Annotated in this window: 12 protein-coding genes; 8 read left to right on the top strand and 4 right to left on the bottom strand. The window is 72.6% G+C overall.

Going from position 1 to position 15,168, the window contains the following annotated elements:
- Positions 1–225 precede the first annotated feature (225 nt).
- Positions 226–3,384, bottom strand: coding sequence for an isoleucine--tRNA ligase (gene ileS / locus AB0M76_RS24785; protein WP_365954933.1), 3,159 nt, complete (start codon positions 3,382–3,384; stop codon positions 226–228).
- A gap of 578 nt (positions 3,385–3,962) precedes the next feature.
- On the opposite strand from ileS, the gene AB0M76_RS24790 reads away from it, so the two are divergent.
- The 5 genes from AB0M76_RS24790 to AB0M76_RS24810 all read left to right on the top strand — a co-directional run bounded on the left by AB0M76_RS24790 (position 3,963) and on the right by AB0M76_RS24810 (position 8,880).
- Positions 3,963–4,892: a TraR/DksA family transcriptional regulator gene (locus AB0M76_RS24790; protein WP_365954934.1), complete on the top strand. Its 930-nt coding sequence runs from the start codon at positions 3,963–3,965 to the stop codon at positions 4,890–4,892.
- Between the two features lie 134 nt (positions 4,893–5,026).
- A complete protein-coding gene (gene lspA, locus AB0M76_RS24795) occupies positions 5,027–5,587 on the top strand; it encodes a signal peptidase II (protein ID WP_365954935.1) in 561 nt (186 codons plus the stop codon).
- Between the two features lie 63 nt (positions 5,588–5,650).
- A complete protein-coding gene (locus AB0M76_RS24800; protein WP_030291914.1) occupies positions 5,651–6,592 on the top strand; it encodes an RluA family pseudouridine synthase in 942 nt (313 codons plus the stop codon).
- Positions 6,589–7,065, top strand: coding sequence for a GNAT family N-acetyltransferase (locus AB0M76_RS24805; protein WP_365954936.1), 477 nt, complete (start codon positions 6,589–6,591; stop codon positions 7,063–7,065). The genes AB0M76_RS24800 and AB0M76_RS24805 overlap by 4 nt, the downstream gene beginning before the upstream one ends.
- 222 nt (positions 7,066–7,287) lie before the next feature.
- On the top strand, positions 7,288–8,880 hold the full coding sequence (locus AB0M76_RS24810) for a Na+/H+ antiporter (protein WP_365954937.1): 1,593 nt from the start codon (positions 7,288–7,290) through the stop codon (positions 8,878–8,880).
- 66 nt (positions 8,881–8,946) lie between these two features.
- Here AB0M76_RS24810 and AB0M76_RS24815 read toward each other — a convergent pair whose 3' ends face one another.
- Together AB0M76_RS24815 and AB0M76_RS24820 are read right to left on the bottom strand one after the other, a co-directional pair.
- Entirely contained in the window at positions 8,947–9,969 is a 1,023-nt protein-coding gene (locus AB0M76_RS24815) for an SDR family NAD(P)-dependent oxidoreductase (protein ID WP_365954938.1), read from the bottom strand.
- Complete coding sequence (locus AB0M76_RS24820) at positions 9,966–11,129, bottom strand: UDP-N-acetylglucosamine--N-acetylmuramyl-(pentapeptide) pyrophosphoryl-undecaprenol N-acetylglucosamine transferase (RefSeq protein WP_365954939.1); 1,164 nt, start codon at positions 11,127–11,129, stop codon at positions 9,966–9,968. Before AB0M76_RS24820 ends, AB0M76_RS24815 begins: the two co-directional genes overlap by 4 nt.
- 115 nt (positions 11,130–11,244) lie before the next feature.
- Here AB0M76_RS24820 and AB0M76_RS24825 point away from each other — a divergent pair, with 115 nt between their 5' ends.
- Both AB0M76_RS24825 and AB0M76_RS24830 read left to right on the top strand, forming a co-directional pair.
- Entirely contained in the window at positions 11,245–11,952 is a 708-nt protein-coding gene (locus AB0M76_RS24825) for a response regulator transcription factor (protein ID WP_365954940.1), read from the top strand.
- Entirely contained in the window at positions 11,949–13,367 is a 1,419-nt protein-coding gene (locus AB0M76_RS24830) for a HAMP domain-containing sensor histidine kinase (protein WP_365954941.1), read from the top strand. The genes AB0M76_RS24825 and AB0M76_RS24830 overlap by 4 nt, the downstream gene beginning before the upstream one ends.
- A gap of 46 nt (positions 13,368–13,413) precedes the next feature.
- Here AB0M76_RS24830 and AB0M76_RS24835 read toward each other — a convergent pair whose 3' ends face one another.
- Positions 13,414–14,481 carry a mechanosensitive ion channel domain-containing protein gene (locus AB0M76_RS24835; protein WP_365954943.1) on the bottom strand — a complete coding sequence of 356 codons (1,068 nt, stop codon included), beginning with the start codon at positions 14,479–14,481 and terminating at the stop codon, positions 13,414–13,416.
- Positions 14,482–14,538: 57 nt separating this feature from the next.
- On the opposite strand from AB0M76_RS24835, the gene AB0M76_RS24840 reads away from it, so the two are divergent.
- Positions 14,539–15,117, top strand: coding sequence for a dienelactone hydrolase family protein (locus AB0M76_RS24840; protein ID WP_365954945.1), 579 nt, complete (start codon positions 14,539–14,541; stop codon positions 15,115–15,117).
- The last annotated feature ends 51 nt before the right edge of the window (positions 15,118–15,168 follow it).

The following is a 15,168-nucleotide window of genomic DNA, read 5'->3' on the forward strand; positions in this document are numbered from 1 at the left end:
GGCGCGGGCCGTACCTGTACCGGTACCGGTACGCGGAGCGGTGGCGAGGTCCCGCTGCGCGGAGCCTTCTCCCCGCCCCGCCCTTTAGCCGTTCCCTGGGGCTCCACACCGGACCCCGCGCCTCAAACTCCGGCGGGGCCGGATGTGCCGGGCGGGGAGAAATGGCTGTGGCCCGACCCCCTGGCGGGGATCGGGCCACAGAGCGGCCGCAGGGGCCGCCGGCGCTTACGCCTTGCGGAGGCGGAACGTCAGTGCGAGGGACTCGTCCGTGAACGGCTCGCCGTACGCGGCGTCCGCGTCGCCGGACGCGAAGTCCGTTGACAGGACCTCGTCCGCGATCAGGGTCGCGTGGTCCGTCAGGGCCGTGACGACCTCCGGGTCCGACGAGGACCACCGCAGGGCGATCCGGTCCGCGACGTCCAGGCCGGAGTTCTTGCGGGCCTCCTGGATCAGGCGGATCGCGTCACGGGCCAGGCCCGCCAGCCGCAGCTCCGGGGTGATCTCCAGATCCAGGGCCACCGTCGCGCCGGAGTCGGAGGCCACCGACCAGCCCTCGCGGGGGGTCTCGGTGATGATGACCTCCTCCGGGGAGAGGGAGATCTCCTCGCCGTTCAGCGAGATGACCGCCGAGCCGGACCGCAGGGCCAGGGACAGCGCCGCGGCGTCGGCCGCGGCCACCGCCTTCGCCACGTCCTGGACACCCTTGCCGAAGCGCTTGCCCAGCGCCCGGAAGTTCGCCTTGGCGGTCGTGTCCACCAGCGAGCCGCCGACCTCGGAGAGCGAGGCCAGGGAGGAGACGTTCAGCTCCTCCGTGATCTGCGACCGCAGCTCCGGCGACAGGCCGTCGAAGCCCACCGCGCCCACCAGAGCCCGCGACAGCGGCTGGCGCGTCTTGACGCCCGACTCGGCGCGCGTGGCGCGGCCCAGCTCCACCAGGCGCCGTACGAGCTGCATGTGCTGGGACAGGGTCGGGTCGATCGCCGTGGTGTCCGCGACCGGCCAGGTGGAGAGGTGCACCGACTCCGGGGCGTCGGGGGTGACCGGGACGATCATGTCCTGCCAGACCCGCTCCGCGATGAAGGGGGTCAGGGGGGCCATCAGGCGGGTGACCGTCTCCACGACCTCGTGGAGGGTGCGCAGCGCGGCCTTGTCGCCCTGCCAGAAGCGGCGGCGGGAGCGGCGCACGTACCAGTTCGAGAGGTCGTCCACGAAGGCGGACAGCAGCTTGCCGGCGCGCTGGGTGTCGTAGGACTCCATCGCCTCGGTGACCTCGGCCACCAGGGTGTTCAGCTCGGAGATCAGCCAGCGGTCCAGGACCGTGCGCTGCGCCGGGGCCGGGTCGGCCGCCGAGGGGGCCCAGCCGGAGGTGCGGGCGTACAGGGCCTGGAAGGCGACGGTGTTCCAGTACGTGAGGAGCGTCTTGCGGACGACCTCCTGGATCGTGCCGTGGCCGACCCGGCGGGCTGCCCACGGGGAGCCGCCGGCCGCCATGAACCAGCGCACCGCGTCCGCGCCGTGCTGGTCCATGAGCGGGATCGGCTGGAGGATGTTGCCCAGGTGCTTGGACATCTTGCGGCCGTCCTCGGCGAGGATGTGGCCCAGGCAGACCACGTTCTCGTACGAGGACTTGTCGAAGACGAGGGTGCCGACCGCCATCAGCGTGTAGAACCAGCCGCGCGTCTGGTCGATGGCCTCCGAGATGAACTGCGCCGGGTAGCGCTTCTCGAAGATCTCCTTGTTCTTGTACGGGTAGCCCCACTGCGCGAACGGCATCGAGCCCGAGTCGTACCAGGCGTCGATGACCTCCGGGACGCGGACGGCTTCGAGGGAGCAGCCCTCGGCCGTACAGGTGAAGGTGACGTCGTCGATGTACGGGCGGTGCGGGTCCAGCGCGCTGTGGTCCTGGCCGGACAGCTCGCTCAGCTCGGCGCGGGAGCCGATGCAGGTGAGGTGGTTCTCCTCGCAGCGCCAGATCGGCAGCGGGGTGCCCCAGTACCGGTTGCGCGACAGCGCCCAGTCGATGTTGTTGTTCAGCCAGTCGCCGAAGCGGCCCTGCTTGACCGAGTCCGGGAACCAGTTCGTCTTCTCGTTCTCCCGCAGCATCGCGTCCTTGACGGCGGTGGTGCGGATGTACCAGGACGGCTGCGCGTAGTACAGCAGCGCGGTGTGGCAGCGCCAGCAGTGCGGGTAGCTGTGCTCGTAGGCGATGTGCTTGAAGAGCAGGCCGCGCGCGTCGAGGTCGGCGGTCAGCTTCTCGTCGGCCTTCTTGAAGAAGACGCCGCCGACCAGCGGGACCTCCTCCTCGAAGGTGCCGTCGGGGCGGACCGGGTTCACGACCGGCAGGCCGTACGCGCGGCAGACCGCGAGGTCGTCGGCGCCGAAGGCGGGGGACTGGTGGACCAGACCGGTGCCGTCCTCGGTCGTGACGTACTCGGCGTTCACGACGTAGTGGGCCGGAGCAGGGAACTCGACGAGGTCGAAGGGGCGCTGGTACGTCCAGCGCTCCATCTCCTTGCCCGTGAAGGTCTGGCCGGTGGCCTCCCAGCCCTCGCCCAGGGACTTCTCCAGCAGCGGCTGGGCGACGACGAGCTTCTCTGAGTCCTCGACGCCGGTACGGCGGACGACCACGTACGTGACGTCGGGGTGGGCGGCCACGGCGGTGTTGGAGACCAGGGTCCAGGGGGTCGTGGTCCAGACCAGCAGCGCCGCCTCGCCGGCCAGCGGGCCGGAGGTCAGCGGGAAGCGGACGTAGACGGACGGGTCGACGACCGTCTCGTAGCCCTGCGCCAGCTCGTGGTCCGAGAGGCCGGTGCCACAGCGGGGGCACCAGGGGGCGACGCGGTGGTCCTGGGTGAGCAGGCCCTTGTTGAAGATCTCCTTCAGCGACCACCACACGGACTCGACGTACTCGGGGTCCATGGTCCGGTAGGCGTCGTCCAGGTCGACCCAGTAGCCCATCCGGGTCGTGAGCTCGGTGAACGCGTCGGTGTGGCGGGTCACGGACTCGCGGCACTTGGCGTTGAACTCGGCGATGCCGTACGCCTCGATGTCCTGCTTGCCGTTGAAGCCCAGCTCCTTCTCGACGGCGAGCTCGACGGGCAGGCCGTGGCAGTCCCAGCCGGCCTTGCGGGCCACGTGATAGCCGCGCATGGTGCGGAACCGGGGGAAGACGTCCTTGAAGACGCGGGCCTCGATGTGGTGCGCGCCGGGCATGCCGTTCGCGGTGGGCGGGCCCTCGTAGAAGACCCACTCGGGGCGTCCCTCGGACTGCTCCAGGGTCTTGGCGAAGGTCTTGCTCTCGCGCCAGAAGTCGAGAACGGCGTGCTCGAGGGCGGGCAGGTCGACCTGGGCGGGTACCGGGCGGTACTGCGGCGGTGTGGTCATGAGGCTGAACTCTTCCTCCGGCGGGATGTCACTTCCGTCCGGAGGGACGAGAGCCGACTGCTGCTCCCGCGGTACCACCCTCCTTGGCCGCCGGACGGATCCGGTGGCCCCCTCATTGGGGTGCGAAGCCGGTTCTACTGGCCCCACGGGAATCCGTGCGGGCTTTCTTCCGGCGGCTCAGGGGTGATCCTTCGCATCGCGCTCGCCCCCGGGCTCTCACCGTCCCCGGGTCGCTCATGGCTGCGTGTGACGCTACTCGTCCCCGTCCATGCCTCTCGCTGGGCCCAGTGTACGGGGCGGGGGCGCGCTCGGCAGACCGGTTTACGGGGGGTCGGGGCGGGGGTTCCGGCGGGCCTCGGGGCGGCGGCCGGGCGGGGGCGTGGCATGACCCGAACGGGCCGATGGGCCGGTCCGGGCTCCGGTGTGACGGGTGGGGCGGATTACCGGGCTCCCTGATGGGCACAACGGATGCAGGTTGGCATCGATGGACGCGTGCCCCGTTGCCGCGAGGCCGGAGTCGATTTATCGTTCCGGCACGATTCGCGCGCAAGATCACAGTATGTGAAGGGGCCGCGGCCATGGTGGCGAAGAAGACCGCCGACAGAACTGCCGACAAGGCTGTCGGAAAGGCCGCCGGAAAGGCGACGTCGGCCGAGAATGCGGCTCCGGCCCCGAAAGCGACCGCTGTCGGGAAGAAGGCCGCGAAGCCGGCGGCCGGGACGGCGGTGAATTCGGTGAAGTCGGCGAAGCCGGCGACCAAGGCGACCACGGCGGTGGCCGAGGCGGCCGAGAAGGCGCCCGCCAAGAAGACGGCGGCCAAGAAGGCGGTGGCCGTGAAGGCGGCCGCCGGGAAGACCCCGGCCAAGAAGACCTCGGCCGTGAACACGACGGCCGTCGACAAGACGGCCGCGAAGAAGGCGACCGGCGTCGGGAAGACGACCGCGAGGAAGGCCACGGCCAAGGCGGCCGGGGCCGAGGGGGCGGCGCACGCCGCGCAACAGACGGGAGCCCGGAAAGTGGTTGCCAAGAAGAGCACCGGCACGGCCAGGAAGACGGCTGCGGCCGCCACCAGCGGCCTGCCGAAGGCCAGGGCCACGGCGGCCCTGGCGCCGGGCGAGCTGGCCGTACGGCCCGGCGAGGACCCCTGGACCCCGGCGGAGGTCGCCGAGGCGCGCAGCGAGCTGCAGAGCGAGGTCCTGCGGCTGCGGCACGAGCTGCAGGCCTCCGACGAGGCCATCTCGGGGCTGATGCGGGACTCCGGCGACGGCGCGGGCGACGACCAGGCCGACACGGGCACCAAGAACATCACCCGGGAGTCCGAGCTGGCCCTCGCCGCGAACGCCCGCGAGATGCTCGAACAGACCGAGCGGGCCCTGGAACGGCTGGACGCGGGCACGTACGGGCTCTGCGAGAACTGCGGCCAGCCCATCGGCAAGGCCAGGATGCAGGCCTTCCCGCGGGCGACGCTGTGCGTGGACTGCAAGCAGAAGCAGGAGCGGCGGCACTGAGCGGGCGCTGAGACGGCACGGGCCGGGCTGCCGCCGCAGGCGGACCCTGACGTACTCTCGTGTCTCGTCAGGGTCCAGGGACCTGGCAGGGCTGTGTCGTCGGCAACCTGGTTCGAGCTAGTCGAGGGACTCACGTGGCAGAGGCGGAGAGCATCATCGGTACGCCGGAGGTCGGGGACGGCGCCCAGCCGGAGTCCGTCGAGCCCAAGGGGCGTCGGCGGATCGTCGCGCTGCTCGTCGTCGCGGTGCTCGCCTACCTGCTCGACTTCGGCAGCAAGATGCTGGTCGTCGCGAAGCTGGAGCACCAGCCGCCGATCCGGATCATCGGCGACCTGCTGAAGTTCGAGGCGATCCGCAACCCGGGCGCCGCCTTCGGCTTCGGCGAGGCCTTCACCATCATCTTCACCTGCATCGCGGCCACCGTGATCATCGTGATCGTGCGGCTGGCCCGGAAGCTCTACAGCCTGCCGTGGGCGATCGCGCTGGGCCTGCTGCTGGGCGGTGCGCTGGGCAATCTCACCGACCGCATCTTCCGTTCGCCGGGGGTGTTCCGGGGGGCCGTCGTCGACTTCATCGCGCCCGCCCACTTCGCGGTCTTCAACCTCGCGGACTCGGCGATCGTGTGCGGCGGCATCCTGATCGTGCTGCTGTCGTTCAAGGGTCTGGACCCGGACGGCACGGTCCACAAGGACTGATCGCGCACCGGTCGGCCACCGTTCGCGGGAAAGCTGCGCTGCCGAGTCCTGCATACTCGACAGGTGAGTACGATTCCCGAGATCCGCACCCTGCCCGTTCCCGATGGCCTCGAGGGCGAGCGCGTCGACGCCGCCATCGCCCGTATGTTCGGTTTTTCCCGGACGAAGGCGGCCGAGCTCGCCGCCGCGGGGAAGGTGTCGGTCGACGGCAGCGTCGTCGGGAAGTCCGAGCGCGTGCACGGCGGCGCCTGGCTCGAAGTCGAGATGCCCGCGCCGCCCCGGCCGGTCGAGCTCGTCGCCGAGCCCGTCCCGGGCATGGAGATCGTCCATGACGACGACGACATCGTCGTCATCATGAAGCCGGTGGGCGTCGCCGCCCACCCGAGCCCCGGCTGGACCGGCACCACCGTCATCGGCGGCCTCGCCGCCGCCGGCTACCGGATCTCCACCTCCGGTGCGTCCGAGCGCCAGGGCGTCGTGCACCGCCTCGACGTCGGTACGTCCGGCCTGATGGCCGTCGCCAAGTCCGAGCGCGCGTACACCTCGCTGAAGAACCAGTTCCGCGAGCGGGTCGTGGACAAGCGCTACCACGCGCTCGTACAGGGCCACCCGGACCCGATGAGCGGCACCATCGACGCCCCGATCGGCCGCCACCCCAGCGCGGACTACAAGTGGGCCGTGACCCAGGAGGGCAAGCCCTCCGTCACCCACTACGACCTGATCGAGGCCTTCCGCGCGGCCTCGCTGCTCGACATCAAGCTCGAGACCGGGCGTACGCACCAGATCCGCGTGCACATGTCCGCGCACCGGCACCCCTGCGTCGGCGACCTCACGTACGGCGCCGACCCGACCGTCGCGAAGCGGCTGGGCCTGACCCGGCAGTGGCTGCACGCGGTGCGGCTCGGCTTCGAGCACCCGTCGGACGGCCAGTGGGTGGAGTTCGAGAGCACCTACCCGGCGGACCTCCAGCACGCGCTGGACGTGATCCGGGCCGAGAGCGAGTGACGTCCGGCACGGACTTCGCCGTCCGGGTGGCCGCCTCCGAGGCGGACGTGGCGGCGTGCTTCGCGGTGCGGACCGAGGTGTTCGTGGTCGAGCAGTCCGTGCCGGAGTCGATCGAGTACGACGCGTACGACGCGGTCGCGGTGCACGTGCTGGCCGTGGGGCCGGACGGGGAACCGCTGGGCACCGGGCGGCTGCTGTACGGGCCGGCGGCGCTGGGCAAGACGGGCGGCGACCTGACGGTCGGCTCGCTCGGTCGGCTGGCCGTACGCAAGGCCGCGCGCGGGCTGGGTGTGGGGGTGGCGCTGGTGCGGGCCATCGAGGCGGAGGCCGGGCGGTTGGGGCTCTCGGCCGTTGACCTGGGCGCGCAGACGCATGCCCTCGGTTTCTACGCCCGGCTGGGGTACGTGGCCTACGGGCCGGAATTCGAGGACGCGGGCATCCCGCACCGGGCGATGCGGCGCCACCTGCCGTAGCCGGGGCCCCGCCCTTTCATCTCCCCCCGGACTCCGTCCGGGGACCCCCACCCGGGCCCTGCCCGGACCCGTGTGGCGCCGTTGCGGGGGCGATGCCCCCCGAACCCCCGCGCCTCAAACGCCGGCGGGGCTGGATTTCGGCCAGCGCGGGGGACCCGCCAGGCGGGCGAGGCTTCGACGGGGCGTGGGATTACGCGGCCAGCCGTACGGCAGGGTGGGGGAGTGGATCAGCTTGCTCTGCTGTTCGTGCTGCTGCTCGGGGCCGTGGTCACCGTGCCGCTCGGGGATCGGCTCGGGCTGCCCGCGCCCGTCCTGATGACCATCGGCGGGGTCGTGCTCGCGCTGGTGCCGGTCCTGCCGAATGTCGACATCCCGCCCGAGTTCATCCTGCCGCTCGTGCTGCCCCCGCTGCTCTACGCCTCGGTGCAGCGCACCTCGTGGCGGCAGTTCGCCGCCAATGTCCGGCCGATCCTCCTGCTCGCCGTGGCCCTCGTGTTCGTCACGACCGCCGCCGTCGGCGCCGTCGCGTACGCCGTCGTCCCCGGGCTGCCGCCGGCCGCGGCCCTTGCGCTCGGCGCGCTCGTGGCCCCGCCCGACCCCGTCGCCGCGACCGCCGTCGCCGGATCGCTCGGGCTGCCGCGCCGCATGGTGTCGATCCTGGAGGGCGAGGGCCTGTTCAACGACGTCACCGCGATCGTGCTGTACCACGTGGCCATCGCCGCCGCCGTGAGCGGCAGCTTCTCCTGGCCGGAGGCGCTGGGGGAGTTCGTGCTCTCCGCCGTGGTCGCGGTCGGTGTCGGGCTCCTGCTGGGCTGGGCCGCCAACGCGCTCATGGGGCGGCTCGGCGACGCCACGCTGCAGATCGGGCTGACGCTGCTGGTGCCGTTCGTGTCGTACGTACTGGCCGAGGAGCTCAAGGGGTCGGGGGTGCTGGCCGTGCTGACGACGGCCCTGTTCCTCGCCGAGTACGCGACCGACGCGGACGACGTGCTGGGGCGCCTCGCCGGGCACACCTTCTGGGAGGTCGTGGACATGCTGGTCACGGGCGTGGCCTTCGGGCTGATCGGGCTGGAGCTGCACAACGTGTTCGGCGTCGCGGCCGGCCGCGCGTGGGAGATGGCGGGGTGGGCGGCCGCCGTGATCGCGGTGGTGGTCGGCGTACGGCTGACGTGGCTGCTGCCGGCCGGGTGGCTGGCCAAGCGGCTGCACACGCGGCGCGACTACGACGAGGAGATCCCGCTGAGCTGGCGGGAGAGCGTGGTGATGTGGTGGGCCGGGATGCGCGGGGTGGCCTCGGTGGCGCTGGCGCTGGCCATTCCGCTGAAGGTGGAGGGCGGGGCGCCGTTTCCGGGGCGGGACCAGATCATCTTCATCGCCTTCGCCGTGATCATGGTGACGCTGGTGTGCCAGGGGCTGACACTGCCGTGGCTGGTGCGGCTTCTGGGTGTGGAGGCCGATGAGGATGCCGAGCGGGAGACGGAACGGCAGCTGGCGATCCGCGCGGCGAAGGCCGCGAAGCGGCGGCTGAAGGAGATCGAGGAGGTGGAGGACCTCCCGGAGGACCTGGTGGAGGTGCTGTACCGGCGGGCGTACGACGTGGGGGCCAGGATCAGCCCCGACATGGTCGACGAGGAGCGGCGGGAGGCGTACGCGAAGCGGGTGGAGCGGATCCGGGACGTCCAGCGGATCCAGCGGGAGATGATGTCGGCGGCGCGGCACGAGGTGCTTTCGGCGCGCAGCGAGCCCGGCGCGGATCCGGAGATCGTGGACCGGGTCCTGCGCCACCTGGACGTCCGCAGTCTCCGCAGCACCTGACCGGCCCTTGGCCCCGGCCCCCGCCGGGGTGCGGGGGCCGGCGGCGGTGCCGGGCCGGGGGTGGGGTCAGACCTGGTAGTGGGACGGGGCGAAGAGGGAGAGGTTCGAGGCCATCCATGCCGACGTGTGGGACAGGCCCTCCGTCAGGGAGACCTTCGGCTGCCAGCCCGCCCATTCGCGGGCCCGGGAGTTGTCCGACAGGAGGCGCTGGACCTCGCTGCCCGCAGGGCGGAGGCGGGTCTCGTCCACCACGGCGCGGGCGTCGCGGCCCGATGCCTGGATCAGGGCCTGCGCCAAGGCCCCGATGGAGATCTCCTGGCCCGTTCCGAGGTTGACCACCTCGCCCAGTGCCCGGTCGCATTCCGCCACCGCGAGAAAGCCCTCCGCCGTGTCCGTCACGTACGTGAAGTCCCGGGTCGGGGAGAGAGAGCCGAGGCGGATCTCCCGCGCACCCGCGTGCAGCTGCGCCAGGATCGTCGGGATCACGGCGCGCGCCGACTGGCGGGGGCCGTACGTGTTGAACGGCCGCACCACGGTCACCGGCAGCTCGAACGCGTGGTGGAACGACAGCGCCATCATGTCCGCGCCGATCTTCGACGCCGAGTACGGGGACTGCGGCTGGAGAGGGTGGGTCTCGGCGATCGGGGCCGTCAGGGCGGTTCCGTAGACCTCGCTCGTGGAGGTGTGCACGAGGCGCCGCACCCCGTGGCGGCGGCAGGCCTCCGCCATGTTCTCCGTACCGGTCACGTTGGTCTGGACATATGCGCCCGGCGAGGCGTAGCTGTACGGGATCCCGATCAGCGCCGCCAGGTGGAACACCGTGTCGCAGCCCTCCACCGCGTCGCTGACCCGGCCCGCGTCGCGGATGTCGCCCGCCCACATCTCCACCGGGCCGTCGGGGTCCGCGAGGTACCGCGCCAGGTTGCCCTTCTCCGCGTACGGCTTGTAGTGGACGAAGGCGCGGACCCGGGCGCCCCGGGCCACCAGCAGGTCGACCAGGGTGGACCCGATGAACCCCTCCGCTCCGGTGACCAGGACCGTCCGGTCCGTCCAGGGGTTCGCCGTGGTCGTGTGCGTGTGCGTGTTCATATGCGCTCCAGGGTGGGAAGGGGGACGCCGGCCACGCGGAGGACCTGCGCGGCCAGCAGTTCGGCGGCCCGGGCGTGCGGGCCGGGGTCGGCGGCGCCGGCCATCGCGGACAGCCGGGCCGGGTCGGCCAGCAGGGGGCCGAGCAGGACCGCCAGCCGGTCGGCCGTGGTCTCGCCATCCGGCAGCGGCAGGCCCGCACCCGCGTCGATGAGGACCCGGGCGTTGTGGGTCTGGTGGTCGCCGGGGGCGTGGGGGTACGGGACGAGCACGGCCGGGACGCCGGTCGCCGCCAGCTCGGCCACCGTCGCGGACCCGGCACGGCACACCACCAGGTCGGCGGCCGCGTACACGAGGTCCATCCGGTCCAGGTACGGCACGGCCCGGGCGATCCGCTGCCCTCCGCAGGCCGCGAGATCGGCGGCGGTGTCCGGCAGCGCCTGCGGACCCGTCTTGATCAGCAGCTGTACGTCGTCCCGCCCCTGCCAGAGCCCGGCCAGCCCGACCGCGGCCGCGGTGAGCCGGGCCGCGCCCAGGCTGCCGCCGTTGAAGACGATCAGGCGGCGGCCGTCGGGGACGTACAGGGCCCGCCGGGCCTCCGCGCGCAGGGCCGCGCGCTCCGGGCGCGACAGCTGCGCCAGCCGGGCGAGGGCCGCGGAGATCGGCATTCCGGTGGTCAGGGCGTGCGCCCCGCCCGCCAGATGGGCCCGGCTGCGGTCGAAGGCCACCGCGATGTGCGGGGTGAGCCGGGCCGCGAACCGGTTGGCGCGGCCCGGCACCGCGTTGGACTCGTGGATGACGGCCGGCAGCCCCGCCATCCTGGCCCCCAGCACGGCCGGCGCACTCGGGTAGCCGCCCATGCCGACGACGGCGTGCGCACCCTGGGCCCGGATCACCGACCGGGCCTGCCCGGCCGAGCGCAGCAGCGCGGCGGGCAGCAGATAGCGCTTCGCGCCGAGCGACGGGTCGAACGGGATCATGTCCACCGTGTGCAGGCGGTGGCCGGCGGCCGGGATCAGCTCGGTCTCCAGGCCCCGCTCGGTCCCGATGAACGAGACCACGGCATCGGGGACGGCCGCGCGCAGCGCCTCGGCGAGGGCGAGCCCGGGGTAGATGTGGCCGCCGGTGCCGCCCGCGCCGATCACGACCGACAGGGGCGGCATTCCTTGCGTGTCTCGTGTGCCTCTTGTGCCTTGAGTGGTCATGGGCGCAGGCTTCCGGTGCGCCCTAAGAACGTTCTAAGAGGTTCTCTCAGAACTGTTTGGCAGGCTTTGCCGCATGAGCAGCACGAGTGCGCACACGAGTGGGCAGCGGATCCTGGTCGTGGACGACGAGCCCGAGGTCCGGGCCGCCGTCCAGGACGGGCTGGCCGTCGAGGGGTACGAGGTACGGGGAGCCGCCGACGGGCTCGCCGCGCTGTCGGAGGTGGCCGGCTGGCAGCCCGACGCGGTGGTGCTCGACGTGATGATGCCCGTGCTGGACGGGCTCGGGGTCTGCCGACAGCTGCGCGCGCTGGGCGACCGTACGCCCGTACTCGTCCTGACCGCGCTGGACTCGGTGAGCGAGCGGGTCGACGGCCTGGAGGCGGGCGCCGACGACTACCTGGTCAAGCCGTTCGCGCTGGACGAGCTGGTGGCCCGGGTCCGGGCCCTGCTGCGGCGGGCCGCGCCCGATCCGGCCGGTGCGGCCGTACTCGGGTTCGCGGACCTGGTGCTCGATCCCGAGACGCGCACCGGAAGGCGCGGCGGGCGGCCGCTGGAGTTCAGCCGCACCGAGGCGGCACTGCTGGAGCTGCTGCTGCGCCACCCCGGGCAGGTGCTGCCCAGGGAGCTGATCCTGGAGCTGGTGTGGGGGCGGGACTTCGGGCCGGACTCCAACTCGCTGGCCGTGTACGTGGGCTACCTGCGGCGGAAGCTGGAGGCCGGCGGCGAGCCGCGGCTGGTGCACACCGTCCACGGGGTCGGGTACCGGCTGGGCACGGCGTGAGCGGCGGCGGACCCAGGAAAGGGCGGCGCAGGCTCGGGGCGCGCTGGCGCAGACGGCGGCCGCTGCGGACCCGGCTGGCGCTGGCGGTCACCGCGGCAGTGGCGCTGGTCGCGGTCGGGGTGTGCACGGCGGCGTTCTTCGTCGTACGCAGCGCCCTGTACGAGCAGCTCAACCTGAGCCTCACCCAGTCCGCGCGGCTAGCGGCCCAGCGCAACCCGGACTCCGGGCCGGGGACCCTGGCCGGGGAGTGCCGGTTCCTGGCGGCGCCGGCCTGCGCGGAGGTGGTGCCGGCGGACCCGGCGGGCGACCCGGCCGCGCCGTACCTGCTGCCCGTGGACGCGGCGGCGCGGGCGGTGGCCGCCGGGCGGCACGCGCCGTACTACACGGACATCGTGCACGCGGGGCACCCGACGCGGATGCTCACCACCGACTACGCGAAGGGGCGGGCGCTGCAGGTGGCGCTGCGGGCCGACACCGTCGAGAAGGGGATCGAGGAGGCGGCGTGGTGGTTGGCGCTGATCGGCGGGGCCGGGGTGCTGGTGGCGGCCGGGCTCGGGTACTGGGTGTCGCGGACCGGGCTGGCCCCGGTGACCCGGCTCACGGCCACCGCCGAGCGGATCGCGGCGACGCGGGATCCGCGGCACCGGATCGAACTGCCGCCGCCGGGGCCGCCGGGCAGGGAGGACGAGATCACCCGGCTCGCCGGGAGTTTCAACACCATGCTGGGCGAGCTCGAGCAGTCGGTGACGGCGCAGCGGCGGCTGGTCGCGGACGCCTCGCACGAGCTGCGGACCCCGCTGACCGCGCTGCGGACGAACGCGGAGCTGCTGGCGCGGGGGGAGCGGCTGACGGTGGAGCAGCGCGAGCGGGCCTCGCTCGCGCTGGGGCGGCAGCTGCGGGAGGTGACGGGGCTGGTGAACGACCTGATCGAGCTGGCCCGGGACGAGGAGCCGCAGCCGCTGGTGGAACAGGTCCGGCTGGCTCCGCTGGTGGAGCACTGCGCGGAGGCTGCGCGGGCGCACTGGCCGTCGGTACCGGTACACGTCCGCGTGGGCGGGGAGGAGGCGGTGGTGGTGCCGGGGGTTCCGGCGCGGCTGACGCGACTGGTGTCGAACCTGCTGGACAACGCGGCGAAGTTCAGTCCCGCGGGGGCGCCGGTGGAGGTGGAGCTGGTGTCGCGGGGCGGTGGTGGCGGGGCCGAGCTGACGGTACGGGACCACGGGCCGGGCATTGCGGCCGAGGATCTGCCGTACGTGTTCGACCGCTTCTACCGGGCGGGGGCGGCGCGTGCCCTGCCGGGGTCGGGGCTGGGGCTCGCGATGGCCCGCCAGATCGCCCGGGCGCATGCAGCCGAGTTGGTGGCGGAGCCGGCTCCGGGCGGTGGGGCCCTGTTCCGCCTGACCTTCGGCCCCTGAGCACCTGCGGTCCGGCTTCCTGGGGCTCCGCCCCGGACCCCGCGCCTCAATCGCCGGCGGGGCCGGACGTGGCCGGGCGCGGGTCCGCCGGGGACGTGGCGATGCGGGGCAAGGCGTACGGGTGGTGGGCCAGCAACCAGGTGATCAGGCGTTCGCGGACCTGGCAGCGGACCGTCCAGATGTCGGTGGCGTCCTTCGCCGTGACCACCGCCCGGACCTGGATCGTGTGCGGGGTCGTGTCCGTGACCGCCAGGCTGCCGGTGCGGCCGTCCCATTCCGGGATCTCCTTCAGGATCCGCTGGAGCTGCTCCCGCATCAGGTCCAGCGGTGCGCTGTGGTCCAGGTGCCAGAACACCGTCCCGGTCATCTGAGCGCCGCCGCGTGACCAGTTTTCGTACGGCTTGCCTGTGAAATACGACACAGGCATGGTGATCCGGCGCTCGTCCCAGGTGCACACCACGAGGAAGGTCAGGGTGATCTCCTCGACCGTGCCCCACTCCTGGTCCACGACCACCGTGTCGCCGATCCGCACCGTGTCGCCGAAGGCGATCTGCAGTCCGGCGAACAGGTTGCCCAGCGAGGACTGCGCGGCGATGCCCGCCACGATGCCGAGGACGCCCGCCGAGGCCAGCATCGAGGCGCCGAGCGCCCGCATCGGCGGGAACGTGAGCAGCATCGCCGCCACCGCGACCACCACGACCACCGCCGTGACCACCCGGTGGATCAGCGTCACCTGGGTGCGGACCCGGCGCACCCGTGCGTCGTCCGGGTTCCGGTCCGCGTAGCGGGCGTACGAGGAGTCCACGACCGCCGTCGCGATGCGCACCAGCAGCCAGGCCGCCGAGGCGATCAGCACGAGGGTCAGGGCGCGGCCCACGGCGAACACGTATTCCGCGGGGATCCCGGCCCGGCGTTGGGAGCCGTACAGCAGCGTCGTGCACAGGACGAGCTGGAACGGCAGGCGGCAGTGGCGCAGCAGCCCCCACAGCGGGGTCTCGCTGTGCCGGGCGTCGGCGCGGCGCAGCAGCAGGTCCAGCAGCCACCCGGCGAGCAGGGTGACGACCAGTGAGCCGCCGAGGACCGCGATGGGGCGCAGAACGGTGTCCGTGTCCATGCACTTCAACGTAACCGGAACGCGGGCTCGGCCCCCTCCCATTCAACGAATGGCACGATGGGGTGCATGAACATCATGCTTTTCCACTCGACGTACGGGCTGCGGCCCGCGGTGCACGCGGCGGCCGACCGGCTGCGCGCGGCCGGTCACCAGGTCCAGGTGCCGGATCTCTTCGAGGGGCGCACCTTCGAGACCGTCGAAGAGGGCATGGCACACCGGGACGAGATCGGCCGTGACGAGCTGCTCAAGCGCGCGGTCCTGGCCTCCGCCCCCTACTCCGACCAGGGCCTGGTCTACGCCGGCTTCTCCTTCGGCGGTTCCGTCGCCCAGCACTTGGCGCTGGCCGACGAGAAGGCGCGCGGGCTGCTGCTCCTGCACGGGACGGCGGACCTGGAGGAGGACACCGCGGTCGACGAGCTGCCGGTGCAGCTGCACATCGCGGATCCGGACCCGTTCGAGACGCACGACTGGCTGACCGCCTGGTACCTGCGGATGCAGCGCGCGGGTGCGGACGTGGAGGTGCACCGCTACCCGGGTGCCGGGCACCTGTTCACTGACCCGGGGCTCGACGACTACGACGCGGAGGCCGCGGAGCAGACCTGGCGGGTCGCGCTCGCCTTCCTCGACAGTCTGTAGGAGCAGGGGAAACGAATGAGGGGCAGGGCACCGATGCGTGCCCTGCCCCTC

The sequence above is a fragment of the Streptomyces sp. NPDC051364 genome (assembly GCF_040682115.1).
Taxonomy (GTDB): Bacteria; Actinomycetota; Actinomycetes; order Streptomycetales; family Streptomycetaceae; genus Streptomyces.